Origin of the sequence: Bradyrhizobium sp. HKCCYLRH2060 (genome assembly GCF_051168135.1) — a bacterium.
Taxonomy (GTDB): domain Bacteria; phylum Pseudomonadota; class Alphaproteobacteria; order Rhizobiales; family Xanthobacteraceae; genus Bradyrhizobium.
This window is the reverse complement of sequence record NZ_JBNPUK010000003.1, coordinates 592,671-618,826: the sequence shown is the minus strand read 5'-3', so window position 1 is coordinate 618,826 and position 26,156 is coordinate 592,671. Positions and strand designations below refer to the sequence as shown.

27 protein-coding genes are annotated in these 26,156 nt (G+C 66.9%); 19 read left to right on the top strand and 8 right to left on the bottom strand.

The genetic code is table 11. The features are described from left to right. The first annotated feature begins 16 nt into the window (after positions 1–16). Entirely contained in the window at positions 17–1,228 is a 1,212-nt protein-coding gene (locus ACQR10_RS10565) for a diguanylate cyclase domain-containing protein (RefSeq protein ID WP_434911946.1), read from the top strand. Positions 1,229–1,279: 51 nt separating this feature from the next. On the opposite strand, the gene ACQR10_RS10560 is transcribed toward ACQR10_RS10565, so the two are convergent. Together ACQR10_RS10560 and ACQR10_RS10555 are read right to left on the bottom strand one after the other, a co-directional pair. Continuing rightward, positions 1,280–2,683 carry a M20/M25/M40 family metallo-hydrolase gene (locus ACQR10_RS10560; RefSeq protein WP_434911945.1) on the bottom strand — a complete coding sequence of 468 codons (1,404 nt, stop codon included), beginning with the start codon at positions 2,681–2,683 and terminating at the stop codon, positions 1,280–1,282. A 159-nt stretch (positions 2,684–2,842) separates the two neighbouring features. Then, positions 2,843–4,450 carry a helicase HerA-like domain-containing protein gene (locus tag ACQR10_RS10555; RefSeq protein ID WP_434911944.1) on the bottom strand — a complete coding sequence of 536 codons (1,608 nt, stop codon included), beginning with the start codon at positions 4,448–4,450 and terminating at the stop codon, positions 2,843–2,845. Positions 4,451–4,784: 334 nt separating this feature from the next. Between ACQR10_RS10555 and ACQR10_RS10550 the strand changes: the two genes are divergently transcribed. The 14 genes from ACQR10_RS10550 (at position 4,785) to ACQR10_RS10485 (ending at position 16,596) form a co-directional block, all read left to right on the top strand. Next, positions 4,785–4,991: a hypothetical protein gene (locus ACQR10_RS10550; protein ID WP_316182563.1), complete on the top strand. Its 207-nt coding sequence runs from the start codon at positions 4,785–4,787 to the stop codon at positions 4,989–4,991. 67 nt (positions 4,992–5,058) lie between these two features. Then, positions 5,059–5,466, top strand: coding sequence for a DUF4332 domain-containing protein (locus ACQR10_RS10545; RefSeq protein WP_316182561.1), 408 nt, complete (start codon positions 5,059–5,061; stop codon positions 5,464–5,466). A 74-nt stretch (positions 5,467–5,540) separates the two neighbouring features. After that, a complete protein-coding gene (folP, locus tag ACQR10_RS10540; protein WP_434911943.1) occupies positions 5,541–6,398 on the top strand; it encodes a dihydropteroate synthase in 858 nt (285 codons plus the stop codon). Next, positions 6,395–6,763: a dihydroneopterin aldolase gene (folB, locus tag ACQR10_RS10535; RefSeq protein WP_315804226.1), complete on the top strand. Its 369-nt coding sequence runs from the start codon at positions 6,395–6,397 to the stop codon at positions 6,761–6,763. Before folP ends, folB begins: the two co-directional genes overlap by 4 nt. A gap of 5 nt (positions 6,764–6,768) precedes the next feature. Beyond that, positions 6,769–7,260, top strand: coding sequence for a 2-amino-4-hydroxy-6-hydroxymethyldihydropteridine diphosphokinase (gene folK / locus ACQR10_RS10530; RefSeq protein ID WP_316218106.1), 492 nt, complete (start codon positions 6,769–6,771; stop codon positions 7,258–7,260). A gap of 102 nt (positions 7,261–7,362) precedes the next feature. Continuing rightward, the gene (locus tag ACQR10_RS10525) at positions 7,363–9,231 is read left to right on the top strand and encodes a methylmalonyl-CoA mutase subunit beta (RefSeq protein ID WP_316218107.1); all 1,869 of its coding nucleotides are present in this window, start codon (positions 7,363–7,365) and stop codon (positions 9,229–9,231) included. Further along, on the top strand, positions 9,228–9,692 hold the full coding sequence (locus ACQR10_RS10520; RefSeq protein WP_316218108.1) for a GFA family protein: 465 nt from the start codon (positions 9,228–9,230) through the stop codon (positions 9,690–9,692). Before ACQR10_RS10525 ends, ACQR10_RS10520 begins: the two co-directional genes overlap by 4 nt. A 19-nt stretch (positions 9,693–9,711) precedes the next feature. Continuing rightward, positions 9,712–11,868, top strand: a complete 2,157-nt coding sequence (gene scpA / locus ACQR10_RS10515) for a methylmalonyl-CoA mutase (protein ID WP_316182552.1) — start codon at positions 9,712–9,714, stop codon at positions 11,866–11,868. Positions 11,869–11,993: 125 nt separating this feature from the next. After that, complete coding sequence (locus ACQR10_RS10510; RefSeq protein ID WP_316182550.1) at positions 11,994–12,770, top strand: RsiV family protein; 777 nt, start codon at positions 11,994–11,996, stop codon at positions 12,768–12,770. Between the two features lie 50 nt (positions 12,771–12,820). Next, positions 12,821–13,135, top strand: a complete 315-nt coding sequence (locus tag ACQR10_RS10505; RefSeq protein ID WP_315804232.1) for a nucleotidyltransferase family protein — start codon at positions 12,821–12,823, stop codon at positions 13,133–13,135. A 1-nt stretch (position 13,136) separates the two neighbouring features. After that, positions 13,137–13,478: a HepT-like ribonuclease domain-containing protein gene (locus ACQR10_RS10500; protein WP_316182548.1), complete on the top strand. Its 342-nt coding sequence runs from the start codon at positions 13,137–13,139 to the stop codon at positions 13,476–13,478. 1 nt (position 13,479) lies between these two features. After that, on the top strand, positions 13,480–14,463 hold the full coding sequence (meaB, locus tag ACQR10_RS10495; RefSeq protein ID WP_316182547.1) for a methylmalonyl Co-A mutase-associated GTPase MeaB: 984 nt from the start codon (positions 13,480–13,482) through the stop codon (positions 14,461–14,463). Then, the gene (locus ACQR10_RS10490; RefSeq protein ID WP_316218109.1) at positions 14,460–15,110 is read left to right on the top strand and encodes a pyroglutamyl-peptidase I; all 651 of its coding nucleotides are present in this window, start codon (positions 14,460–14,462) and stop codon (positions 15,108–15,110) included. The genes meaB and ACQR10_RS10490 overlap by 4 nt, the downstream gene beginning before the upstream one ends. A 112-nt stretch (positions 15,111–15,222) precedes the next feature. Next, positions 15,223–16,596 carry a TIGR03808 family TAT-translocated repetitive protein gene (locus ACQR10_RS10485; RefSeq protein ID WP_316218110.1) on the top strand — a complete coding sequence of 458 codons (1,374 nt, stop codon included), beginning with the start codon at positions 15,223–15,225 and terminating at the stop codon, positions 16,594–16,596. 4 nt (positions 16,597–16,600) lie between these two features. Here ACQR10_RS10485 and ACQR10_RS10480 read toward each other — a convergent pair whose 3' ends face one another. The 4 genes from ACQR10_RS10480 to ACQR10_RS10465 form a co-directional block, all read right to left on the bottom strand. Next, positions 16,601–17,227 carry a TIGR03809 family protein gene (locus tag ACQR10_RS10480; RefSeq protein WP_316218111.1) on the bottom strand — a complete coding sequence of 209 codons (627 nt, stop codon included), beginning with the start codon at positions 17,225–17,227 and terminating at the stop codon, positions 16,601–16,603. 470 nt (positions 17,228–17,697) lie between these two features. Continuing rightward, positions 17,698–19,335: a S8 family serine peptidase gene (locus ACQR10_RS10475; RefSeq protein ID WP_410051452.1), complete on the bottom strand. Its 1,638-nt coding sequence runs from the start codon at positions 19,333–19,335 to the stop codon at positions 17,698–17,700. A 33-nt stretch (positions 19,336–19,368) separates the two neighbouring features. After that, positions 19,369–20,208: a hypothetical protein gene (locus tag ACQR10_RS10470; protein ID WP_434837899.1), complete on the bottom strand. Its 840-nt coding sequence runs from the start codon at positions 20,206–20,208 to the stop codon at positions 19,369–19,371. Continuing rightward, positions 20,205–20,774 (bottom strand): sigma-70 family RNA polymerase sigma factor, encoded by a 570-nt coding sequence (locus ACQR10_RS10465; protein ID WP_008961196.1) that lies wholly within the window; start codon positions 20,772–20,774, stop codon positions 20,205–20,207. The genes ACQR10_RS10470 and ACQR10_RS10465 overlap by 4 nt, the downstream gene beginning before the upstream one ends. A 322-nt stretch (positions 20,775–21,096) precedes the next feature. Here ACQR10_RS10465 and ACQR10_RS10460 point away from each other — a divergent pair, with 322 nt between their 5' ends. Beyond that, on the top strand, positions 21,097–22,260 hold the full coding sequence (locus ACQR10_RS10460; protein WP_315804239.1) for a GGDEF domain-containing protein: 1,164 nt from the start codon (positions 21,097–21,099) through the stop codon (positions 22,258–22,260). After that, positions 22,257–23,366 (top strand): DUF2336 domain-containing protein, encoded by a 1,110-nt coding sequence (locus ACQR10_RS10455; RefSeq protein WP_316218113.1) that lies wholly within the window; start codon positions 22,257–22,259, stop codon positions 23,364–23,366. The genes ACQR10_RS10460 and ACQR10_RS10455 overlap by 4 nt, the downstream gene beginning before the upstream one ends. 5 nt (positions 23,367–23,371) lie before the next feature. Here the strand turns inward: ACQR10_RS10455 and ACQR10_RS10450 are convergent, their stop codons facing one another. Together ACQR10_RS10450 and ACQR10_RS10445 are read right to left on the bottom strand one after the other, a co-directional pair. Then, positions 23,372–24,010 (bottom strand): DUF1109 domain-containing protein, encoded by a 639-nt coding sequence (locus ACQR10_RS10450; RefSeq protein ID WP_316218114.1) that lies wholly within the window; start codon positions 24,008–24,010, stop codon positions 23,372–23,374. 2 nt (positions 24,011–24,012) lie between these two features. Beyond that, positions 24,013–24,558: a sigma-70 family RNA polymerase sigma factor gene (locus tag ACQR10_RS10445; RefSeq protein ID WP_315716082.1), complete on the bottom strand. Its 546-nt coding sequence runs from the start codon at positions 24,556–24,558 to the stop codon at positions 24,013–24,015. Positions 24,559–24,895: 337 nt separating this feature from the next. Between ACQR10_RS10445 and ACQR10_RS10440 the strand changes: the two genes are divergently transcribed. Together ACQR10_RS10440 and ACQR10_RS10435 are read left to right on the top strand one after the other, a co-directional pair. Further along, positions 24,896–25,285 carry a hypothetical protein gene (locus ACQR10_RS10440; protein ID WP_316218115.1) on the top strand — a complete coding sequence of 130 codons (390 nt, stop codon included), beginning with the start codon at positions 24,896–24,898 and terminating at the stop codon, positions 25,283–25,285. 83 nt (positions 25,286–25,368) lie between these two features. Beyond that, complete coding sequence (locus tag ACQR10_RS10435; protein ID WP_316218116.1) at positions 25,369–26,148, top strand: enoyl-CoA hydratase; 780 nt, start codon at positions 25,369–25,371, stop codon at positions 26,146–26,148. Positions 26,149–26,156 lie beyond the last annotated feature (8 nt).

Sequence of the window (26,156 nt, the reverse complement as noted above, 5' to 3'; positions counted from 1 at the left end):
CCGCGGAGGTATTGAAATGCGGGGTGATGGTTTGTCGTTCAGTTTGCCACGCTGGCGCGTGACGCGCTGGCTGGCCGACCCGGGATATCCGGTGTCATCAGATATCCGCGGCGCATTGACCGGCGAGCTCTACGGCTGCTGGTCGGTGTTCGCCGGCGGCGCCATCAACACCGTCGCCGTTGCTGCTGCGCTTGCGCTGCGCACGCCGAGCCCGCTGTTCATCACCTGGTTCGTGCTCGAGGTCGCGGTCTGCCTGTCGCGGCTGGTCGTGATGATGATCGCCTACCGCCGCGCCCGCGAGCGGCTGGCGACGCCGACCGACATCCACATCCTGCTGTCGGTGGCCTGGAGCGCCAGCGTCGGCTTCGGCGTCGGCATCAGCCTGGCGTCCGGCGACTGGGTGGCCGCGTCGCTGACCTGCATCTCCTCGGCCGCCATGGTCGGCGGCATCTGCTTTCGCAATTTCAGCGCGCCGCGCCTCGTCGGCACGATGATCCTGTTCAGCATCGGCCCCGTCATCCCCGGCGTCGCGACGTCGCATGAGCCGCTGTTGTTCGCGATGTATCTGCAGATGCCGGTCTACTTCCTCGCCATGACCGGCGCGGCGTTCCGGCTCAACAGGATGCTGGTGGCGGTGATGCAGGCCAAACGCGAGAGCGACGAGCGGGCGCGGCTCGATCCGCTCACGGGTCTGTCCAATCGCGCCGGCCTGATCGATGCGCTGCAGAGCAGGCTCAACGCCGGCGGCGATCGCAGCTTTGCCGTCCTGTATCTCGACCTCGATGGCTTCAAGCCGGTCAACGACACCTTCGGTCATGCCGCAGGCGATGAGCTGCTGAAGATCGTCGGCCGGACGCTGCGGCAGACCGCCGCTCCCGACGACGTCATCGCCCGGATCGGCGGCGACGAATTCGTCGTGCTCGCCGGTGATCCGGCGATCGACCACGCGCTGGCGCTCGGCGAGCGCATCATCGAGGTGATGACCGCGCCGATGGCCATGCCGGGCGGCGCGCATGTCCACATCGGCATCAGCATCGGCATTGCCGTCGCGCCCGAGCACGGCACCGATCCGGAAGCCCTGCTGTTCGCGGCGGACGCCGCATTGTATGAAGCGAAGTCGAGCGGCAAATCATGCTGGCGGCTGGCCTCAGCCGAGGCCAATCTCGCAGCGCTGCGCAAGATCGCCGGCAGCGACCCGACCGCGAGCTCGGTCGCCAGCGCTGCGTGAGTTGCGCCTGGTGCAAACGACCAGCGCATCGCAGCCCGGATGAGCGCCTACCTACTGCGGCATCTCCGCGAGCGCAGCGAGGATGCGGGCCCAGGAGCGGATGCCCTTGTGGTAGCTCTTCAGGTCGTACTTCTCATTCGGTGAATGGATGTTGTCGTCGTCGAGGCCGAAGCCGACCAGCAGTGAATCGAGACCGAGCGTCCTCTTGAAATCGGTGACGATCGGGATCGAGGCGCCCGATCCCATCAGGATGGTCTCCTTGCCCCACTCCTCGGTCAGCGCCTGCTTGGCAGCCGCGAGCGGCTTCATGGTCCAGTCGAGCGCGATCGCAGCGCCCGCCGAATGATCGCCGAATTCGACCGAGCAGTCGCCGGGAATGCGCGCCGAGACGTAGTCGCGGAACGCCTTGCGGATCTTCAGCGGGTCCTGGCCCTCGACGAGGCGGAAAGAGACCTTCGCATGCGCCAGCGACGGGATCACGGTCTTGGAGCCCTCGCCGATATAGCCGCCCCAGATGCCGTTGATGTCGCAGGTCGGCCGCGACGAGATCTGCTCGATCAGCAGACGGTCCTTTTCGCCGGCGGGAATCGACAGGCCGATCGGCTTGAGGAAGCTCTCGGGCGTCAGGTTCAGCTTCTTCCACTGCTCCAGCACCTCAGGCGGAACGTCCTTCACGCCATCATAGAAGCCGGGAATGGTGATGCGGCCGTCGGCGTCGAACAGGCCGCCGAGGATCTCCGTCAGCACGCGGATCGGATTGCGCGCGCCGCCGCCGAACACGCCGGAATGCAGGTCGCGATTGGCGGCCTTGATCTTGATCTCCTCATAGAGCAGGCCGCGCAATGAGGTGGTGATCGCCGGCGTGTTCGGGTCCCACATGCCGGTGTCGCAGACCAGCGCGAAATCGGCCTTGAACTCGTCCTTGTTGGCCTCGAGGAACGGCACGAAGTTCTTGGAGCCGACCTCCTCCTCGCCTTCGATCAGCATGGTGATGTCGAGCGGCAGCGCCCCCGTCACCTTCTTCCAGGCGCGACAGGCCTCGACGAAGGTCATCAGTTGGCCCTTGTCGTCCTCGGCGCCGCGCGCGACGATGATCTTGCGGCCGTCGGCGTGATCGGCGACCACAGGCTCGAACGGCGGCCGGTGCCACAATTCGAGCGGATCGACCGGCTGCACGTCGTAATGACCATAGAACAGGACATGCGGCTTGGCGGCGCCATGGCCGTTGCTCTTGCCGACCACGGCCGGATGGCCGGCGGTCGGCCGCACCTCGGTCGCAAAGCCGAGCGTCGCGAGATCCTTGGCGAGGTGGTCGGCCGCCACCCTGCAATCGTCAGCAAAGGCCGGATCGGCCGAGATCGACTTGATGCGGATCAGCGCAAACAGCCGTTCCAGGCTGTTGTCGAAGTCGGCATCGATGTGATCGAGAACGGATTGAAGCTGCGCATTGGCCATGGCCACCGGATCCTTCGCATGTACGGCTATTGGCCCGCTTGTAGCTCCGTTGCGCGGTCCGGGCCAGCCTCATGCAAAGGCGAAGTGAATGCCGCCTGCGTCCCAAGTCGGCCGATGACATGACAAGGCCATCACGCCGACCGGAAACACGACATCATCTCAACGCCGCAGCAGTCCACCGAGCGCGCCCCGCACGAGGGATCGGCCGATCGAACTGCCCAAGGAGCCACCGACCTGCTTGCCGAGATCGGCCGCGATCCCGCCCACCACCTTGTCGGAGACCGAGCGGGCGACGTTGCGCGCGATCACCTGCGTGGTCGAGAGCTGGCCGCGCTTGACGTTGGTGCCGAAGATCGTCGCGGCGATGTCGCCGATCTTGCCGAGCACGCCGCCGGAGGAGGCTGCCGTCGTCACGGCGTTTCCCGCGATCCGCTTCTGCAGCAGCTCGTAGGCGGACTCGGCGTCAATCGCGGTGTCGTATTTGCCCTTGACCGGGCTCGCGGCGATGACCGCCTTGCGTTCGTCCGGCGTCACGGGTCCGATCCGCGCCGAGGGCGGCCGGATCAGGACGCGCTCCACCATCGCCGGTGTGCCGTTGCCCTCCAGGAACGACACCAGCGCCTCGCCCTTGCCGAGTTCCGTGATCACCTTCGCGGTATCGAGCTTGGGGTTGGGACGGAAAGTGTCGGCGGCGGCGGCCACCGCCTTCTGGTCGCGCGGCGTGAAGGCGCGCAGCGCGTGCTGCACGCGATTGCCCAATTGCCCGAGCACCCGGTCCGGAACATCGAGCGGGTTCTGCGTGACGAAGTAGACGCCGACACCCTTCGACCGGATCAGCCGCACCACCTGCTCGATCTTGTCCATCAGCGCCTTCGGCGCATCATTGAACAACAGATGCGCCTCGTCGAAAAAGAAGACCAGCTTCGGCTTGGCGACGTCGCCGACCTCCGGCAGTTCCTCGAACAGCTCGGACAGCATCCAGAGCAGGAACGTCGCGTAGAGTCGCGGGCTCTCCAGCAGCCTGTCGGCGACAAGGATGTTGATCATGCCGCGGCCGTCGCGGTCGGTCTTCATGAAGTCGGTGAGCGTCAGCGCCGGTTCGCCGAAGAACTTCGTGCCGCCCTGGTTCTCGAGCACGAGCAACTGCCGCTGGATCGTACCGACGGTCGCGCGCGTGACATTGCCGAACGACTGCGCCGCCTTCCGGATCGGCGCCAGCGGGTCGGCGTCCGCATCCGCGCCCTTCTTGGCGTCCGGAATGATGGCGTCGAGCAGCGCGCGCAGATCCTTCATGTCGATCAGGGCGAGGCCGTTCTCGTCGGCCACGCGGAACGCGACGTTGAGCACGCCTTCCTGGACATCGTTCAGATCGAGCATGCGCGCCAGCAGCAGCGGTCCCATCTCGGTCACGGTGGCGCGCACCGGATGACCCTGCTCGCCGAACACATCCCAAAATACCGTCGAGAACTGATCGGGCTGATAGGTGAGGCCGAGCTCGGCGGCGCGCTTGAGGATGAAGTCCTTCGCTTCGCCGGTTTGCGAGATGCCGGAGAGATCACCCTTGATGTCGGAGGCGAAGACCGGAACACCGGCACGGGCAAAACCTTCGGCCATCACCTGCAGCGAGACCGTCTTGCCGGTGCCGGTCGCGCCGGTGACCAGTCCATGGCGATTGGCAAGCGCAAGCGTCAACCAGGCCGGCTGCTCGCCGGCACCCACGAAGATCTTGTCGTCGGTATCAGCTAGGGGTTTTCCGGATGGTGCCATGATGATCCATCTTTCGAAAGAGAATGTTTCGCATCACACGTGGTGCGGAGCATCGCGTACGATAACATAGTTGAGTTTCGCGAATTGGAACCGGCGTCAGGTGCCTCACCTCTTCGCACGGCACGCACTTTTCTTAGCATTTGTGCTGCGCGATGCGCACGTTTGGTACGTAGATTCAACATCCGGTCTTGCATCGCTGCAACAGTTCATCGTCGATCGCGAATCGATTCGCGCACCGACCCGGCTCCTCGCTTGTAATTCACGGATCGTCCGATCAAGATGAATTCAGCGAGAGGACGTCCGGTCGTGGGGGACCGGATGAGACGGGGTTCACATGAACGAGTTGATTGAGCCGCTGGCCAGAACGGCCGGCATCAGTAAAGTCGTGGCTGAAATCATCGGCATCGAGCTGGACCTCCTCAGCGGCAATGGACGGCGTCGGCAGGCGCAGCAGCCGTCAGCCGGTGAACTTTTTGCGTTCGGCCGCGACCAAATCGAAGCCGATCAGTTGGCACGATCGCGACAGGCACACCCGGCCTGAGCCGGTTGCCCCAAGCCCGACCGCCTGGGCCAGATCATCTGAAGCACCTTCGCGCGCGCCGAGTATCATGACATATCCGATCACCGAACTCGAAGGCATGACGACCTTCTATGCCGCCAAGCTGAAAGCTTTGGGCATCCGGACCACCGACGCATTTCTCGAAGCCGCCCGGACCGTGAAAGGGCGCAAGGCGCTGGCCGCCAAGACCGGCATCAGCGAGCAGCAACTGCTCGATTGGGCAAACGCCGCCGATTACATGCGCATTCCCGGCATGGGCAAGGCCAAGGTCTGCCTCGTCCGCGCAGCCGGCGTGACCACCGTGCGCGAGCTGGCGCACCGCAATCCGGCCCGGCTGGCGCAGAACATCAAGGAAGTGAACACCCGGCGGAAGCTGGTTCGCATCCTGCCGTCGGAGAAGTCGGTCGGCCAGCTCATCGAAAAGGCGCGGCGGCTGGAGCCGAAGATCAGCTATTGATCGGCTCTGGATTGACCGCGCTTGTGCAGTGCGACACCTTGACTTGACGGTGCCAACCGCGCAAAGCGGCGCCCATGAGCGCCATTTCGCCGCACTCCGCCCCGGACCTCGCGTCGAGCCACCCGCTGCTGCGGACGTGGCTTTCGCGTCCATTCCCGGCGGTGATGGGCATTCTCAACGTCACACCGGATTCGTTCTCGGACGGCGGCCGTTTCGATGCGCCGGAACGGGCGATCGCGCAGGCCGAGCGCATGATCGCGGCCGGCGCCGACATCATCGACATCGGCGCCGAGTCGACCCGCCCCTACAAGGGCGCGGTGCCGGTCACGGCCGAGGAGGAACTGGCGCGCCTGCGACCGATCCTGCCAGCGATCGTCGCACTCGGCGTGCCCGTGTCGATCGACAGCATGAAATCTCAAGTTGCAGGTTACGCGCTGGACCATGGTGCCGCAATCGCCAATGATGTGTGGGGCCTGCAGCGCGATCCCGCGATGGCAGCGGTCGTCGCCGCGCATGGCGCGCCGGTCGTGGTGATGCACAACCGTGCTGCCGTCGATCCGGAGATCGACATCATCGAAGACATGCTGGGCTTCTTCACGCGCTCGCTGGACATCGCGGCCAAGGCCGGCATCTCCATTGGGAACATCGTGCTCGATCCCGGTATCGGCTTCGGCAAGACGCCGCAGCAGAGCATGACGGCGCTGGCCCGGCTCGATGCATTCGCATGCTTCGGGCTGCCGCTGCTGGTCGGCGCATCGCGAAAACGTTTCATCAGCACCGTGGTGGCGTCGGAGCCGCAGGAGCGGCTCGGCGGCTCGATCGCGGCGCATCTGATTGCGGCTCGGCGCGGTGCTGCAATCATCCGGGCGCATGACGTCGCCGAGACGGTTCAGGCCGTGCGCGTGGCCGCGGCAATCGAGGCACTGCGATGACCGATACGATCTTCATCAAGGGCGTTCTCATCCACGCGCGTCATGGCGTGATGGAGCATGAGAGCGAGGTCGGCCAGCGCTTCGTCATCGACCTCGAACTCTACACCGATCTGTCGGACTCCTCGCGCAGCGACCGCCTCGCCGACACCGTGTCTTATTCCGACGTGGTGGAGACGGCGACGGCGGCGTTCAAGGACACCAACTACCGCCTGCTCGAACGCGCGGCCGGCGCGGTCGCCGATGCGATCCTGTCGACCTTCGCCCGCATTCGCGCCGTCAAGGTCACGGTGCACAAGCCGCATGCGCCGATCGCCGCCATCTTCGAGGATGTCGGCGTCGTGCTGACGCGCTCGCGACATCCGTGACGGCGATGGCAAGCGCGCTGGTTGCTCTCGGCGGCAATGTCGGCGACGTCAGGGCGACGTTCCGGCGCGCCATTCCGGAGATCTGCGCGCGTGCCTCGGCTGCGCTCGTTGCGCGGTCGTCCGACTACACCACGCCGCCTTGGGGCGAGGAGCAGCAGCCGCCCTTCATCAATGCCTGCATCGAGATCGCAACCGCGATGCCCCCACGGCGGCTGCTCAGCGCTCTGCACGCGGTCGAACGCATGTTCGGCCGCGATCGCGCGCAAGAGACGCGTTGGGGTCCGCGGACGCTCGACCTCGATCTGATCGCCTATGACGACATCGCGGTCGACACGCCCGATCTGACGCTGCCGCACCCCCGGCTGTTCGAACGCGGCTTCGTGCTGGTGCCGTTGTCCGAGATCGTGCCGGCGCGACGGATTGCCGGGCGCCGCGTCGACGAGGCCGTGCTCGCCGTTTCGCGCGACGGAATCCGGCCGCTGCCGTCAGCCGAATAGCTGACATCTCCGGCCAAACAACCGTTTGGCTTGGCCGCCCTGACGTGGCATTTTGCGCCACAACAATCGCGATAACAGACGCCCCGGGAGACGCGTGCCGACATGACGACCGAGACCGACGATCTGCGACTGGCTGCCGATTTCGCTCCGGCCGGCGAGGCGGACTGGCGCAAGCTGGTCGATGGCGTGCTGAAGGGTGCGGCCTTCGAGAAGCTGGTCGGCAAGACCTATGACGGGCTCGAAATCCAGCCGATCTATCTGCGCGCCAAGCATGCCGCGCCGGTCGCGGGCCGCGCACCATCGGCGCCATGGCAGATCATGCAGCGCATCGATCATCCCGATCCGGCCAAGGCCAATGCGCAGGCGCTGATCGACCTCGAGAACGGCGCGACCGGTTTGTCGCTGGTGTTTGCCGGCTCGAATGCCGCGCATGGCTTTGGCCTCGCCGCCAACGCCGACGCGGTGGCGCGCGCGCTCGACGGCGTGCATCTCGATGCTGCGATTGCAATCGAATTGCAGCTCGGTGACTCGCTCTCGCCCGCCTCGCTTGTCGCCGATATCGTCAAGCAGCGCGGCATCACGGCCGCGGCCTGCGACATCCGGTTCGGCCTCGATCCGATCGGGGACGCCGCTGTTCGCGGCGCAAGCACGCATGACGCATCGACGCTCGGCGGCAATTCGGGCGCGCTGGTCAGGCAGCTGCACGAGGCCGGCTTCAAAGGCCCGTTCTTCGCCGCCGACGGCCGCGTCGTGCACGACGCCGGCGGATCGGAGGCGCAGGAGCTCGCCTTCGTGCTCGCCTCTGGTGTCGCCTATCTGCGGGCGCTCGAAGCCGAAGGCATCGCGCTCGAGACCGCGCGCGGCATGATCTATGGCCGGCTCGCCGCCGACACCGATCAGTTCCTCACGCTGGCGAAATTCCGCAGCCTGCGCCGGCTGTGGGCACGCGTCGAGGAGGCGTGCGGACTGACACCGAAGCCGCTCTTCATCTCGGGCGAGACGGCGTGGCGCATGCTCACCCGGCGCGATCCTTACGTGAACATGCTGCGCGCCACCATCGCCGTGTTCGCGGCCGGGCTCGGCGGCGCCAACGCCGTGACGGTGCTGCCGCATACGACCGCGCTCGGCCTGCCCGACCCGTTCGCGCGCCGCGTCGCCCGCAACACGCAACTGGTGCTGCTGGAGGAAAGCAACCTCGCCCGTGTGGCCGATCCGGCCGCCGGCGCTGGCGGCGTCGAGGCGCTGACCAGCGAGCTGTGCAGCGCCGCCTGGGCCCTGTTCCAGGAGATCGAGAAGGCCGGCGGCGTGGGCGCGGCTCTGCAGACCGGGCTGATCCAGTCCAAGGTCGCCGCGGTCAAGACGGTGCGGGATGCCAACATCGCGAGGCGCCGCGACGTGCTGACCGGCGCCAGCGAGTTTCCAAATCTCAACGAGGCCGCGGTCGCGGTCGAAGCGCTCGCACCGGTGGCGCCGCAACCGATCGACAAGACTTCGCTCACCTTCGCCGCGCTCGCGCCGATCCGTCTCGCGGACGGTTTCGAGAAGCTGCGGGATCGCTCGGACGCGCTGTTGGAGCGCCAGGGACAGCGCCCCTCGGTGTTCCTCGCCAATCTCGGCACCGCCGCCGACTTCACCGCGCGCGCCACCTTCGCCCGCAGCTTCTTCGAGGCCGGCGGTATCGCCGCGATCGACGGCCAGGGCGGCGCCGATCCGGCCGCGCTCGCAGATGCCTACCGCGCCTCCGGCGCCGCGATCGCCTGCCTTTGCTCGTCCGACAAGGTCTATGCCGACGCCGCGGTTCCCGCTGCCAAGGCCCTTCAGGCCGCCGGCGCGCGACATATCTATCTGGCAGGCCGCGGCGGCGAACAGGAAGCTGCGCTGCGCGAGGCCGGCATCGGCAGCTTCGTCTTTGCCGGCGGCGACGCATTGAAGACGCTCGCGGACGCCTACGCGCATCTGGAGTCAGCATGACCGACGAAAGCAAACCCGTCCTCACCGGCGGCTGCCAATGCGGCGCGATCCGCTACGCGCTGATGTCGGCGCCGAGCAAGGTCAGCATCTGCCATTGTCGGATGTGCCAGAAGGCTTCGGGCGCGCCGTTCGCGTCGTTCGCCGAAATCAACAATGAGAGCTTCGCCTGGACCCGCGGTCAGCCGGCCGCGTTCCATTCCTCCTCGATCGCGATGCGCGACTTCTGCAGCCAGTGCGGCACGCCCCTGAGCTTTCGCCGCATCGACGGGCCGCGCATCGAGATCATGACCGGGACCTTTGACCGGCCCGACCGGGTGGTGCCGACGCGGCAATATGGCTCGGAATCCCGGCTCGGCTGGGTGGTCGCGATCGCCAACCTGCCGAGCCAGACGACGCAGCAGAACTACGGACCGGAGAAGATGGCTGGTATCGTCAGCCATCAGCATCCGGATCATGATTAAGCGATGAGGACACGAGGCCATGAGCCGCATTCCTGATTTCAGCGCCATCGCGTTCGAACCCATCGCCTCCCCCGCGCCCGCGGGCGCCGCCGAGCCGTGGCTGACGCCGGAAGGCATCCCGGTGAAACCGGCCTATGGCGAGGCCGATCTCGCCGGCATCGACTTCCTCGACACCTGGCCCGGCATCGCGCCCTATCTGCGCGGCCCCTACCCCACGATGTATGTCAACCAACCCTGGACCGTCCGGCAATATGCCGGCTTCTCCACGGCGGAGGATTCCAACGCCTTCTACCGGCGCAACCTCGCCGCCGGCCAGAAGGGCCTGTCGGTCGCGTTCGATCTCGCCACCCATCGCGGCTATGATTCCGATCATCCGCGCGTCGGCGGCGACGTCGGCATGGCCGGCGTCGCGATCGACTCGATCTACGACATGCGCACCTTGTTCGCCGGCATTCCGCTCGACCAGATGAGCGTGTCGATGACCATGAACGGCGCGGTGCTGCCGATCCTCGCGCTGTTCGTCGTCGCCGCCGAAGAACAAGGCGTGCCGCCGGAGAAGCTGTCGGGCACCATTCAGAACGACATTCTGAAAGAGTTCATGGTGCGCAACACCTACATCTATCCGCCCTCGCCCTCGATGCGGATCATCTCCGACATCTTCGCCTTCACCTCGCAGCGGATGCCGAAGTTCAACTCGATCTCGATCTCCGGCTATCACATGCAGGAGGCCGGCGCGACGCAGGACCTCGAGCTCGCCTACACGCTCGCCGACGGCGTCGAATATCTGCGCGCCGGCATCGCCGCCGGCCTCGACGTCGACCGCTTCGCGCCGCGGCTGTCGTTTTTCTGGGCGATCGGCATGAACTTCTTCATGGAGGTCGCCAAGCTCCGCGCCGCGCGGCTTTTGTGGGCCAAGCTCCTGAAGCCGTTCAATCCGAAGGACGCGCGCTCGCTGTCGCTGCGCACGCACAGCCAGACCTCGGGCTGGTCGCTGACCGCGCAGGACGTCTACAACAACGTGGTGCGCACCGCGGTCGAAGCGATGGCCGCCACGCAGGGCCACACCCAGTCGCTGCACACCAACGCGCTCGACGAGGCGCTGGCGCTGCCCACCGACTTCTCCGCGCGCATCGCCCGCAACACGCAATTGTTCCTGCAGCAGGAGAGCGGCACCACCCGGATCATCGATCCCTGGGGCGGCTCGTACTACGTCGAGCGTCTCACCCGCGATCTCGCCGCGAAGGCCTGGGGCCACATCCAGGAGATCGAGGAGCTCGGCGGCATGGCCAAGGCGATCGAGGCCGGCGTGCCGAAGCTGCGCATCGAGGAGGCCTCGGCCAAGACCCAGGCGCGGATCGACACCGGCCGCCAGTCCGTCATCGGCGTCAACAAGTACAAGCCGACCGACGAGCCGCCGCTCGACGTTCTCAAGGTCGACAATTCCACCGTGCGCCGGCTGCAGATCGACAAGCTGTCGCGGCTGAAGTCCGAGCGCAAGCAGGCCGAGGTCGACGCGGCGCTGGCGGCGCTGACGCGCTCGGCCGGCGACGGCAACGGCAACCTGCTGGCGCTCGCGATCGACGCCGCGCGCGCCAAGGCGACCGTCGGCGAGATATCCGACGCGCTGGAAAAGGTGTTCGGCCGCCACCGCGCCGAGATCAAGTCCATCACCGGCGTCTACAAGCGGGAGATCGCCGCCATGTCCGGCAAAGCCGAGAAGCTGCAGGCGCTGATCGAGGCGTTCGAGGAGGCGGAAGGCCGCCGGCCGCGCATCCTCGTCGCCAAGATCGGCCAGGACGGCCACGACCGCGGCCAGAAGGTGATCGCGTCCGCTTTCGCCGACATCGGCTTCGACGTCGACATCGGGCCGCTGTTCGCCACCGCCGACGAGGCGGCGCGGCAGGCCGTCGAGAACGACGTCCACATTCTCGGCGTGTCGTCGCTCGCCGCCGCGCATCTCACCGCGGTGCCGGAGCTCAAGGCCGCGCTCAAGAAGCAGGGCCGCGAGGACATCATGATCATCGTCGGCGGCGTGGTGCCGCCGCAGGATTACGACGCGCTGTACAAGTCCGGCGCGGAAGCGATCTTCCCGCCGGGCACCGTGATCGCCGACGCCGCGGAGGAACTGATCCACAAGCTCAACGCGCGGCTCGGCCACAGCCAGGCAGCGGAATAGTTTTTCGAATCCGCGAGCGCAGCTCTCCGGCGTACGATCGTCAGATCGTGCGCCGCTACGTTTTTGCAGATGAACCTCAGCATTCCCTGGCGATACGCATCTTCATCCGCTGGATATTGATAGCCATGACCCGTTCGACACTTTGCGCCGCTGCGCTGCTTGGCCTGTTCCTGGCCGCCCCGGTCCTCGCCGCCGATCCCAAGCCGGACGCCAGCATCAACACCAAGGCGGTCGAGGCCAACGTGACGCTCGATGCCCGGATCAGGGCGGACGCGCCGCTCGCCGCCTACTGCCTCGCCGACGGCAAGAAGTGGATCGACAAGAACGCCGCTGACGCCGCCAAGGAGCGCAAGGAGGATCCGGAAACATTCCGCGACGGCAAGTGGTCGTTCGAGCGCAGATATTCCATTCGCTCGGTCGTCGCCGACCGCTACGTCAGCATCCTCCGGGACGACTACATGGACACGCGCGCCGCGCATCCCAACAGCGACGTCAACACCATCCTCTGGGACAAGGCCGCGGCCAAGCCGATCAGCATCCGCCCGTTCTTCACCGACACCGCCGACAACGGCCCCACGATGAAGGCGATGCTGAATGCGGTGATCACGTCGCTGAAGGCCGAGAAAAAGAAGCGCGACGCCACGGAGACGGCGACCGCCGAATGGTTCAAGGGGCTGGAGCCGAAGCTGCTGAAGATCGGCGCCGTGACGCTCGCTCCCTCCACGGAGGCCGGAAAGAGCTCCGGCCTGACCTTCCACTACCCGCCTTATGCGGTCGGCCCCTACGCCGAAGGCCAGTACGTCGCCTTCGTGCCGTGGGAGACGCTGAAGCCGTATCTGTCACCGGAGGGCCAGGCGATCTTCGGCGGCGCCAGGCCGAAGGGGGATGCGGAAGACCAGTGAAGCCGACCGGCGGCCGTGCAGCCGATGGCTGGATATGCTAGACTGTTCTCATGAACGACGTCGCTGACATTCGCCTCATGACGATCATCGGCCGGCTGCAGGCCCTTGCGCCGGCCCTGCGAAAGGCCGGCATCACGCGACTGTCGCTGTTCGGTTCGCGTGCGCGCGGCGACTCCCGTCCTGACAGCGACCTCGACGTTCTCGTGGAAACCACGCCCCCCGGACTCCCTCCCGCGTTCGATCACTTCAAGGCGCAGCACCTCATCGAGGACGACATCGGACTGCGCGTCCAGATCACGCAACGGGCGCTGTTGAAGCGGCGGATCGCCGATCGAATTGCTGATGACCTGATCGAGGTGTTTTGAGGTGCCTCCGACCGTCGAAGACCGGCTACGGGACATTGCCGAAGCCATTGCGGAAATCGAACAGCTTGTCGCCGGCACCGATCTCGCGGCCTTCAGCTCTGACCGCCTGTTGCGCCTGGCAACCGAGCGCCTGCTCGAGATCATTTGCGAGGCCTCCCGCAGCATTCCAGACAGCATCAAGAGCGAGAGTCCGACCATCCACTGGCGGAAAATGATCGACTTCGGAAACCTGCTGCGGCATGCCTATCATACCACCGACGTCGCCGTCGTCTGGGATGTCATAGCCAGTGAACTGCCGGCTTTGACAACGTTCGTCAGCGGCAAGCTCACCGACTTGAAGTAGAATGATCTCGCGGGGCACCGACACCACCTCATTGGCCGATGCCATCCGCGCCGGCAGCCGCGCCGCGCTGGCGCGCGCGATCACGCTGGTCGAGAGCCGCCGTGCCGACCACCAGGCCGCCGCGCGCGAGCTGGTGCAGGCGCTGCTGCCGCAGACGGGGCACGCGATCCGCGTCGGCATCACCGGCTCGCCCGGCGTCGGCAAGTCGACCACGATCGATGCGCTCGGCATGTACCTGATCGGACAGGGCCACAAGGTCGCGGTGCTCGCGGTCGACCCGTCCTCGGCGCGCACCGGCGGTTCGATCCTCGGCGACAAGACGCGGATGGCGCGATTGTCCCATCACGAGCACGCCTTCATCCGCCCCTCGCCCTCGTCGGGCACGCTCGGCGGCGTCGCCGCCAAGACGCGCGAGGCGATGCTGCTGTGCGAGGCTGCGGGCTTCGACGTGATCCTGGTCGAGACCGTCGGCATCGGCCAGTCCGAGACCGCGGTCTGCGACATGACCGACTTTTTCCTTGCGCTGATGCTGCCCGGCGGCGGCGACGAGCTGCAGGGCATCAAGAAGGGCCTGGTCGAACTCGCCGACATGATCGCGATCAACAAGGCCGATGGCGACAACATCAAGCGCGCCAACATCACCGCCGCCGACTATCGCGGCGCGCTGCATCTGCTCAGCCCGCGCTCCGAGCACTGGCATCCGCCGGTCGTCACCTACTCCGCGATATCAGGCACGGGCATCGCCGAGCTGTGGCAGAAGGTGATCGGTCATCGCAAGGCGATGGTCGCGTCCGGCGAGTTCGCCGCGCGCCGCCGCGACCAGCAGGTGAAATGGATGTGGACCATGCTGGAGCAGCGCCTGATGGCCCGGCTGCGCACCGACCCCTCCATTCGTACGAAAGTGAAGAAGCTGGAGACCGACGTTGCCGAGGGCCGCGTCGCGCCGGCGCTGGCCGCCGAGCAGCTTGCGGAGATGCTGAATTGACCGAGCGGCTGCGCCTCCTGATCACCGGATTCGGCCCGTTTCCCGGCGCGCCGTCCAACCCGACCATGCCGCTGGTGAAACGGCTCGCGGCGCTGCGGCGCCCGGCGCTGGCTGATGTCGACATCTCCAGCCACATCTTTCACGTGACCTACGATACCGTCGATCGCGAGCTGCCCGCATTGATCGCCGAGCGGCGCCCGCATGCGCTGTTGATGTTCGGCCTCGCGGGACGAACATCCTATCTGCGGATCGAGACCCGTGCCCGCAACGCGGTCACCACCACCTTTCCCGATGCCGACCGCCACGTCGCGCGCAAGGGCCTGATCGTCCCGGGCGCGCATCCGATCTCCTTCGGCCCGCACATGGCGCGACTGCTGCGCGCGGCACGCGCTACCGGCATCGATGCGCGGGCTTCGCGCGATGCCGGCAGCTATCTTTGCAACTATCTGAGCTGGCGCGCGATCGAGGCGACCAGGGCCGCCGACGGCCCGCGGCTCGCCGCCTTCATCCACATCCCGCCGCTGCCGCGCTCCGGCACGGTACTGCCACAAGGCAGCCCCCGCATCACGCTGGACGCGCTGGTCGATGCCGGCGAAGCCATGCTGATGGAGCTGGTGAAGCTGGCGCGGCATCGAGGCCGAGCGTAAAGATTTAACCCTACCCGCAACAAACAGCCGCTGCGACCGTCCGACCAAGCCGGCCGTGAGCGCTTTTGCGTTATCTCGGCAAGCGAGAACTGACCAACGCGAGCCTGACATCATGGACGTCAACCGCCGCAACCTGCTCGGGACTTCAGCGGCCGCCGCTGCCGCCGTGCTGGCGCTGCCGAGTGAACCGGCGCAGGCTGTCCCGCTGATCTCCACGCTCGGCCGCGACGCCACCCAATTTGGCGTCAAGCCCAACAGCCCGGATGACCAGACCCGTGCCCTGCAGCGCGCGATCGACGAGGCGGCGCGGGCGCAGGCGCCGCTGGCGCTGCCGCCGGGCACCTACCGGACCTCGATGCTCAGGCTCGCCAAAGGCAGCCAGTTGGTCGGCGTCCGCGGCGCCACGAAGCTCGTGTTCACCGGCGGCGGCCCGTCGCTGCTCTCGGCAGAAGGCGCCGATGGCCTCGGCATCAGCGGCATCGCGCTCGACGGCGGCGGCATCGCCCTGCCCCAGCGGCGCGGCCTGCTTCACGTTGCAGCCGGCAACGATGTCAGGGTCCAGGACTGCGAGGTCACGCGCTCCGGCGGCAGCGGCATCTGGCTCGAGCAGGTCTCCGGCGATGTCAGCGGCAACGTCCTGACCGACGTCGCCGTCACCGCGATCGTGTCGTTCGATGCCCTCGGCCTGATCGTGTCGCGCAACACCATCAAGGGCACGCGCGACAACGGCATCGAGATCCTGCGCACCGCGATCGGCGACGACGGCACCATGGTGCTCGACAACTTCATCGCGGACATCAAGGCCGGCCCCGGCGGCTCGGGCCAGTACGGCAATGCCATCAACGCCTTTCGCGCCGGCAACGTCATCATCAGTGGCAACCGCATTAGGAATTGCGACTACTCGGCGGTGCGCGGCAACTCGGCCTCGAACATCCAGATCGTCGGCAACAGCGTCAGCGACGTGCGCGAGGTCGCGCTCTACTCGGAGTTCGCGTTCGAAGGTGCCGTGATTTCGGGCAATACGGTGGACGGCGCCGCCTTCGGCGTCTCCGTCTGCAACTTCAACGAAGGCGGCCGCATCGCCGTGGTCCAGGGCAACATCATCCGCAACCTGATCCCGAAGCGACCGATCGGCACAGCGCCTGACGACGATGCCGGCATCGGCATCTATGTCGAGGCGGACTCCGCGGTGACCGGCAACGTGGTCGAGAACGCCCCGTCCTACGGCATCGTCGCCGGCTGGGGCCGCTATCTCCGTGACGTCGTGATCTCCGGCAACATCATTCGCAATGCGCTGGCGGGCGTCGGCGTGTCGGTCGTCCCAGGCGCGGGCACGGCCATGGTCAGCAACAACATGATCTCCGGCACGCCGCGCGGCGCCGTGATCGGGCTCGATCACATCAAGCCGGTCACCTCGGACCTGACGCAGGACGGCGCGCAGCGCTTTGCGCAGCTGACCGTCAACGGCAACGCCGTCACACGATGAGAAACTAGTACGCGACCGCCAGCGCCGGATAGCGGCGCTCGATGGCGTCGAGATCGACAACGGGCTCGTCATACTCCGCATCGGATTCGATGCCGATGCTCAAGGCCTGCTCCAGCGCCGACATGTCGATGCGCGGCGCCGCGAGGGTCAGTTCCGCGGCGAGGTCGTCTGCGGCGACATGGTCCGGTTCGATAACCTCATGGGGCTCCAGATCCTCTGTGCCGAGTTCGACCTCGGACTCGACGATGATCTCGGACGCCGCGAGGATGGTTTCGAGCGAGCGCGGCAGAGCGATCGGCCGGTGCTCGTGCGGATGGACGTCAATGGGGTGGCGCGCGATCGGCTCCGGCTCGGCGAGGCGCACGGGAGCCGGTGGCGCGGCCAACACCGGGGCCGGCCTCTGACTCGGCACGATGCTCACCCTCTCGGGTTCGGCGCGGGACAGGGCCTGCCAGGTCTGCACCGCGGCCTTGGCCTGGCGGATATCGTCGAGGAGAGACTGCTCGGTGTAGTAGCGGCGCCAGCGGCCGCTATCGAACAGCTCGGTGAGATGGTCGAGGCGCCGTTCGGCAAGCGCGCACCAGCGCGCAGCCAGTTCGCGGCTACAAGCCACGTCCGGTCGATGTGTCATAGGGGAGCCCGTGAGAGAAGGGGACGGACGCACTCGGCACGAATCAACGCAACGTGACGTGAATATTTTGTGGAAAAGGTTAACAAAGTCTAGCTAATGCCATGTTGTTTGGCGGCCAAACCGTAGTCGTGCGGAAATTTTGTCCGTGTTTTTTCGGGCTTTGGCCAGGCGCGGCAATACGAACGCGACCAACGGCATCCCTAAACAACCCAAAGATGTTCCCCTCAGGGGCGCGAGACACTGCCGGATATCGACGTTGCCGGGCTTCGACCTCGCTCAAAAATGAAAGACCCGTCCGGGGGGACAACCGGACGGGTCGAGCCATATTGGCGCTTGGGGTGGATGGGCGCTCGCGCCGTATATAGCCTTGGGGAGGGGATCACCGCTCCCACATGCTTTCTGTCGTGACCGCCCCGCTGCACGTTCAAAGCGAGCAGGAGAATTTCGGAACGTTCACGAAAACGTTGGCGTCATTGCTGCGCGGGCCGAAGCGCATCGCCGGCCGGAGATGCTTCGGTCACCGCGGCCGGGCGCAACTCGCGGGCCGGTGCCGGCTCCGCTTGCAGCCCCGCGGACGGCGCCGCAGCAGCAGGCGCATCCTGCGGCGAGACCACGGCCTGGACCGCCGCGAGGGCGTCCGCCTCCCCTGCTCCGAACAGATCGTCACGTCCGGGCGTGCCGAGATCGCGCGCGGTGCGCGTCAGCACGGTCCGCACCGTCTCGGGCTTCAGCGCCGGATTGCGCTCCAGCACCAGCGCCGCAAGCCCGCTGACATAGGCCGCGGAAAACGAGGTGCCCGAGATGATCTGATATTTGCCATCCGGCGCCGGCAGGAATATCCCGGCGCCGGGCGCGGCCAGCGCGATGTAGTTGCCGCGGTTCGACGCCGGCAGCAGCTGGTCCCTGTCGTCGGTGGCGCTGACGGCGATGACGTTCGGATTGCCCGCGGGATAGAGCGGCGGCGACTTGGCGCCGGCATTGCCGGCGGCCGCGACCATCACGACGCCCTTGGCAGCGACGGCCGCGATCGCGCGCTCGATCACCGCATCCTTCGGGCCGGCGAAGCTCATGTTGACGATCTGGGCGCCGTGCAGGGCCGCGTAGTCCAGCGCCTTCAGGATCACGTAGGAGCTGCTTTCCGGCCCGCCGCCTTTCTTGGCCATGCCGAAGGCGCGGATGGCGATGATGCGTGCATAGGGCGCGCTACCCATCAACCGCTTGTGCGACACGATCACGCCGGCGATACCGGTGCCATGCACATCCGGCCCCTCGTCGCCGCCGAGCGCGTCGAACACGTCGAACGACGCGTCGGCGAATTCGGGGTGCCTGAGATCGACCCCGGAATCGATCACAGCGATGGTGACGTTGGAGCCCTGGGCCAGCCTGTGCGCTTCCGGCAGCCGCAGCTTCGCCAGCGCGTATTGCGCCGGATCGCCCTCGACGGGGGCTGCGTTCTGCTGCTGCAGCGTATAGCGGTAGTTCGGCTGCACCGAACGCACCCTGGCATCTGCCGCGAGCGCACGGCTGACCGCCTGCACCGAGCGGCGATCGGTGATCCTGAACAGACCGATGGTGGCGCCGATCAGCGGAAAGCGCTGCGAGCTGATGCGCTGCAGGCCATGGCGACGCGCCAGCGCGTCGGCCTGGTCGGTCGAGAGAGAGTCATCGATTTCGGCGACGATCTCGTTGGCGATGGTCCGCAGATCGACCGCGGCCGCAACCTTCGGCTCGCGCCGCTGCGTCACCCTGGCGGAGCTGCCCTTGTCCAATTTTCCCTGGGCTCGCCGACCCTGCCCATCCCCCGTCACCGACGGGTGGTCGAGACATTCGCCCGAGACGCTGCGATCCGCCGGGTTGCAGGACGCCTGCAGGTTCGGTGCAAATCGCGCATTGGGCAAGGCCGGGCGCGGCGCCATCCCGGTCGGCGGCGGCGCGCGCAGCGCGGTGCCCGGGTTGATGCTCGGCACCCGGCTCGGGATGTTGATGGTGGGCGAACGCATCATCGCCTGGGCATGGGCACTGAGGTCGCCACCTGCGAAAGCAGGCATTGTGACGACGATCAGCATCGCAACCGATCTGGCGAAGCGTAGCGGCGAACTCGACGACATGAAGCCTCCGAATGAATTTCGGACGGCGCGGGCCTATTGCGCGGCCACCGCGAGGCTGACGATCTTCTCCCGCGCCAGACGGCCGATCAGGCTGTCGGCCTCGGCCTTCGACAACGGCCGGTCGCCGAGTTGCAGCTTGAACAGGCCGCCCTTGGCGCCCTCGACGATCGAGGCCTGGTAGCTGTCGAGCAGCGCCGAGATGTCCGCCATGCGCGCCTCCGGCGCGAACCGCACCAGCGCATAGGCGGGCGCGGTCGATCCGGCGACCTGCGGTCCAAGGCCGCGGATCAGCGGCGCGGCCGGCGCGGGTGCTTCGGCCATCCGCGACCGCGTCATGCTCTCGGGCGCCCGCTCCGCCGGGGCCGGCGCAGCGGCGCTCGGCGGCGGCGCGGCCATCGGCTTGCTCGCGGGCTCGGGCGCGGCGGTCTTGTCCTGGACCGAGGCGGTCTGATAGGTCGCGGTCTGCGAGCGCATCAGCACGGCGCCGATCACGCCGGCCTGCGCCAGCACCAGCAGCGCGCCGAGGCTGACGGTCCACGCCAAGGTCCGCGGCGACAGGCTGTCGAAGAAATCCATCAGCCGCGCGCTGAAGCCGCGCGGCGCGGCAGGCTTCTGCACCGGATCCGCCTCGATCGCCGCGAACAGCTTCTGCATCGCACGCATCGACGGCGCGCCGAGGCTTTCGTTCAGCGCGATGGTCTCGGCATATTCCTTCTGGATTTCCGCATACTGCCTGGCGAGATCGGCATCGTTGGCGAGAGCCTCCTCGACCCGGCGCATGTCGCGCGCATTCAGCGTGCCGGCGGCATACCACGGCAGCAGGAGTTCGATCTCTCCGGGCTCTTGCTCCAGCATCTTGCTCAAAGCCATCATGGCCAGCCTCTCTCAATGCCGGCCGCTTTCAGGAGTTCGGCCAATTTCTTGCGCGCATAGAACAGGCGCGTCTTGACGGTGTTCTCCGGAATTCCGACGATCTCGGCCACCTCCTCCACGGACTTCTCGTGGTAGTAGACGAGATCGACGATCTCCCGGTGATCAGGCGAAAGCGCCGTCAGGCACTTGCGCAATGCTTCGCCGGTATTCTTCTTCTGGACCGCGACCTCCGGATCGTCGGACGTATCCTCGATCGCGTTCGCGGCCTCGTCTTCCAGCTCAACGTCCTTCCGGCGCCGAAGTGCCGACAGGGCCTTGAACCGCGTGATCGCCAGGAGCCAGGTGGAGACGGCAGAACGGCCTTCGAACTTGCCGGCCTGACGCCACACGTCGAGAAAGACCTCGCTGATGAGGTCTTCCGCGACCTGCTCGTCCCGCACGAGCCGGAGCCCGAAACGGTACACCCTGACATGGTGCCGTCCGTACAGCACCTGCATGGCGAGCCGGTCGCCTTGAGCGATCCGGGCAATCAGGGTTTCATCTGACGCCGCTGCTGTCACGCTCAATGGCCGTCTCGCAAGATTGGTCTGGAGGATTGACGTCGCGGTTCGAACACAACCGCAAAAATCTTCAAAATACCGGAAAGATACGTCCCGAAATGTGAGTTGGCGCACAGACTTGCAGATTTCGCTGCAGCGCCCAGGTCGATCGCGACCAGCGGGTTCCCGCCTACCATGTTCCGCCCGTTCCCGCCAACTACCCGCCCTGAAAGCCGTAGATTCCCGGTCGCAGCACCACGGCGGCGGCCTCTTCGTCCATGCCCATAGATACCAAAGTTAAATGCTTTCCCACGTAGATATTAAGCCAACGACGAAGAATCGCGAGCACATGGGCACGACGGCACCGCCTTTTCCCAGTCCTGATATCGCTGAGGCCGGGGACGCGCAGCCGTCTCCGTCCAGCGACCTGCGCGCGCGTCGAGCCGGACGGCGCCGGCAGATGCTGGCGCTGGTCGCCGGATGCTACCTGATCGATGCCGTCATCCTGCTGATCTACGCCCAGGCGGGAACCGTCCCGGTCACGATCGCGCCAGCCTACGCAGCGATCGGCATTCTCACCGTCGCGCTGTGGACCGTCCTGTCGGAGAGCGGTTTCAACGACCGTTTCCGCGACCACTACCTCGTGGTGCCGCAATCGCTCGCCAGCATGATGCTCACGGTCGCGTTCTGCTACATCGCGCCCGAAGTCAGCATCCTGTTCCTATGCACGCTGTACATCGTCGTCGCCTTTGCCTCGCTGCGGGCGACGCCGCGCCAGAGCGCGATCTGCTGGACGTTCCTCGCGATCGGCCTGGCGGGATTGTTCCTGCTCACCGACAAGCCGCTCGGCATGCCGCACGGCAGCGGCCTCGAGCGGCTCGCGACGCTGCTGGTCTTCCTGCTCACCATCGCCTGCTGCATGTTCCTCGGCATCTTCTCCAGCGCGCTGCGCGAGACGCTGTACCAGCGCGGACAGAAGCTCAAGGAAGCCTATCGCCGCATCGAGGAGCTGGCCGAGCTCGACGAGCTCACCGGCGCGCTGAACCGGCACTCGATCATGCATGTGCTGGACGAGGAGATGGCGCAGGCGCAGCAGGGCGGCCAGCCTTGCTCGGTGGTGCTGATCGATCTCGACTGGTTCAAACGCATCAACGACACGCATGGCCATCCGACCGGCGACGATGTGCTGCGCACCTTCGCCATCACCATCTTCGCCAACATTCGCGGCAGCGACCGCTTCGGCCGCTACGGCGGCGAGGAATTCCTGCTGGTGCTGCCGGGCGCGCCGGCCGACGCCGCGGCGCGGCTCGCCGAACGATTGCGCCAGATCATCGCCGGCCTCGACTGGAGCGCGTTTTCGACCGGCCTGCAGGTCACGTTCTCGGCCGGCGTGGCCACCCCGCGCGGCGACGAGACCGCCGATTCGCTGCTCGCCCGGGCCGATCGTGCGCTCTACGACTCGAAGGCGCAGGGCCGCAATCGCGTCACCAGCGCCTGCGCCATCCCGGCATGACCCCGAAACCCGCCCCGAACGAAAGCCTGCTCGACGAGCTCGAGGACACGCTCGCGCACGGCACCGTCGCCCGGCGGGTCGAGACCCTGCGCAAGGTGACGGACCTGTTCGTCGACGGCGCGACGGACTTCGCCGATGATCAGGTCGCGCTGTTCGACGACGTGTTCGAATGCCTGGTCGAGCACATCGAGATCTCGGCCCGCGCCCTGCTCGCGCGGCGGCTGGCGCCGCTGGCGTCGGCGCCGCCGCGGACGCTGCACCGGCTGGCCGATGACGACGCCATCGATGTCGCAGGTCCCGTGCTGTCGAAGTCCGACCGGCTCGATGAGGCCGCGCTGATCCGCACAGCCGAGACCAAGAGCCAGGCGCATCTGCTCGCGATCTCGCTCCGGCGCGTGCTCAGCCGCGCCGTCACCGACATCCTGCTCAGGCGCGGCAACGACGAGGTCGTTCACAGCACCGTCAGCAATCCCGGCGCCGACGTCTCGGAGGCCAGCCTCGACACGCTGGTCGATCGCGCCGCGCTGGACGAAAACCTCGCCGCCTGCCTCGCCATGCGGCCCAATCTGCCGCGCCACCTCTATCTGAAGCTGGTCGCCAAGGCGTCGGCCACGGTCCGCACGCGGCTCGAGGCGGCAAATCCGAAGCTCGCGCAAGAGGTCCCCTCGGCAGTGCGCATGGCGGGCCGGCGGGCGCGATCGAGCGCGGTGGCGCTGACCAGCCAGACCGAGATCGCGCACGCGCTGGTGCGCTCGCTGCATGCCGAGGGCCGGCTCGACGACCGTCTCGTCGTGCAGTTCACCGAGCAGCGCAAGTTCGACGAGGCCAATGCGGCGCTTGCGGCCATGGCCAACGTGCCGGTCGCGGTCGCCGAGAGCATCATGATCGAAAGCCGCGCCGAGGGCGTCATGATCCTCGCCAAGGTCGCAGGCCTGTCATGGCCGACGGTGAAGTCGATCATCCTGATGCGCGATGAGCTCGCCACCACCGCGACCGCCGATCTCGACGCCTGCAAGGCCACCTATGAACGGCTCCGGCGGTCCACTGCGCAGCAGGTGCTGCGCTTCCATCGCGTGCAGGACGCCGCGACGCCGGTGCAGGCGTAGCGCGCTCAATAGCGCAGCACCCTCGCGCCGATGAGCGCGCCGAGCCCGGCCACGATCAGCGCCGCCACCGTGTACCAGGTCGCCACGAACAGCGGCGAGTCGTCGGTGCAATGCGCGGCATAGAGCGTCGCCGCGATGCCCGCCGAGACCAGCCCGGCGATCGCGCCGGTCATCGCCGGACGCGACGGCGCGCCATGGCGCAGGCCGAACAGCGCCGCGCCCAGCAGCGGCAGCGACAGCACGGGGATGGCGCTCATGCACACCATCGAATTGTGGCCGACCAGCCGCGCCATCATCGGCGTGCGCTGCGGCAGCATCATCTCCGCCGCCATGCCGCCGACGAGGACCACGATCGGCGCGATCAGGAGCCAGCTCCAGCCCTGCAGCGAGGCCTCGGGGCGCGACAGATGCAGGCTGATGATCAGCGCCGGGATCGCCAGCGCCGTGGTGACGACGAACTTCAGGTCGAAGAACGGATTGCGCACCGCGAGCCAGATGTCCGGCCGCACGCCGAGGCCGATGAGCAGCATCGCGGTCGAGACCGGCGTTGCCGCCATCAGGGCCAGCGCCAGCACGATGCCGACCGGCTGCGCGCGTTGCGCATTGTCGGCCGCGAGGGTCCGGATGAGCTGATCGGTGTCCATGGTCAGGTATCCCGTAGCTTGGCCGTGAGGCTTGCGAGTGCCCGGTGCAGCGCCACCCGCACCGCGCCCTCGCTCATCGAAAACTTTTCCGCGGTCTGCTTGATCGAGGCGGCCTCGACCGCGATCGACTGCAGCACGTCGCGCTGGCGCTGCGGCAACGTCTTCAGCTGCGCCTCGACCTCGCCGGCCGAGACGGTGGGCGCCGGCGGCTCGTCGGCCAGCGTCTCCGAGAAATCGTCGATGTCGACGAACACCCGGCGGCCGCGCCGGCGCAGCATGTCGATCAGCTTGTTGCGCGCGATCGCGAACAGCCAGGGCGCGAACGGCGCATCGACGTCCCAGGTGTGCCGCTTGAGATGAACCGCCAACAGAATTTCCTGCACGATGTCCTCGGCCTGGTCGGGGGGCTGGCCGGCGCGCGCCAGCCCGCGCCGTGATGCTGCGCGCAACACCGGCGTGATCGCCCTCAGCAGGCGATGATAGGCCTCGTCGTCACCGGCGACGGCCTGGCGCATCCAGCCCGTCCACTCGTCGTCACGCTCGCGCAACTCCGCTCCACCCCCAGCAATTCGCCCGATTCGTCAGTTTGTTACTCTCGCGGCATCCTGATCACTAATTCGTGATGCGGACGTTGGCCTCGGAAGCATCCGAGTTACGCCACACCGAGAGCACGCCACCGGGCAAGTCTTGGAAACAGTTCCTTGGAACCGCTCCATAGCACCGAATCGCACGGTGCATGATCAGGTTTGATGGGCCGCATCGCAAACTGCGGCGCCGCCCAGCTTTTGCCGTGAGCGGCAGGAAGATACCCATTTTCTGCCCCGTTCTCGACATCTGTCGGGGTCTCACTCCGACTTGGGCTGGCGGGATGGGGAGAAGCCGACGATGACGATCCAAGCCAGTGGACGTTCAGCATTGATCATTGCCGCCGCGTTCGTTCTGGGCCTCGTTGGCACTGGATTGGCGCGCGCGGCCGAACAGCAGAGCTACAGTCCGTTCCTGCCGGTGGGGGCCGAGAGCGCCCCGGCGGCGAAGCAGGACGGATTCCCGGCGCCGATGCCGGCCGAGGCCCAGGCTCAGGCCGCGCCTGCGGCGGAATCGGCCGACGCCGCGCCGAGCGATGCGCCGACGGCCTCGGACGTCACCGTGAACATGGTCACGGTCAGCAATGACGACAGCTCGGGCTGGGACAAGGCCTCGATCATCGGTAAGATCTTCATCGCCTGCGGCACCCTGCTCACCCTGGGCTCGGCGGCACGGATGTTCATGATCTGAGGCGCCACGCGGCGCCGCACCTACTTGATGCGTAGCGATCCAGCGGGCACATTGCCCGCTGTTTTGATTTGCGGGGTGGGATCATGAGCGTTTACGAGCACATCATCGTCGAGGGCAAGGGCGCGGTCGGACTCATCACCCTGAACCGGCCGAAGATGCTCAACGCGCTGTCGTTCGGCGTCTTCCGCGAGATCGCCGCAGCCGTCGACGATCTCGAGGCCGACGACGCCATCGGCTGCATCGTGATCACCGGCAGCGAGAAGGCGTTTGCCGCCGGCGCCGACATCAAGGAGATGCAGCCCAAGAGCTTCATCGACATGTTCTCGAGCGACTTCACCGCGATCGGCGGCGACCGCGTCGCGCGCTGCCGCAAGCCGACGATCGCTGCGGTTTCGGGCTATGCCCTCGGCGGCGGCTGCGAGCTCGCGATGATGTGCGACTTCATCATCGCCGCCGACACCGCAAAATTCGGGCAGCCCGAGATCACGCTCGGCACCATCCCGGGCATTGGCGGCACCCAGCGCCTGACGCGCGCGATCGGCAAGGCCAAGGCGATGGACCTCTGCCTCACCGGCCGCATGATGGATGCGGCCGAGGCCGAACGCGCCGGCCTCGTCAGCCGCATCGTGCCGGCCGACAAATTGATGGACGAGGCGATGGCCGCGGCCGAGAAGATCGCCGCGATGTCGCGCCCGGCAGCGGCGATGGCCAAGGAGGCCGTCAACCGCGCCTTCGAGACCCCGCTGTCCGAAGGCATGAATGTCGAGCGAAACCTGTTCCACGCCACCTTCGCGCTGGAAGACCGCGCCGAGGGCATGGCCGCGTTCATCGAGAAGCGCAAGCCGGTGAACAAGAACCGGTGAGATGGCTG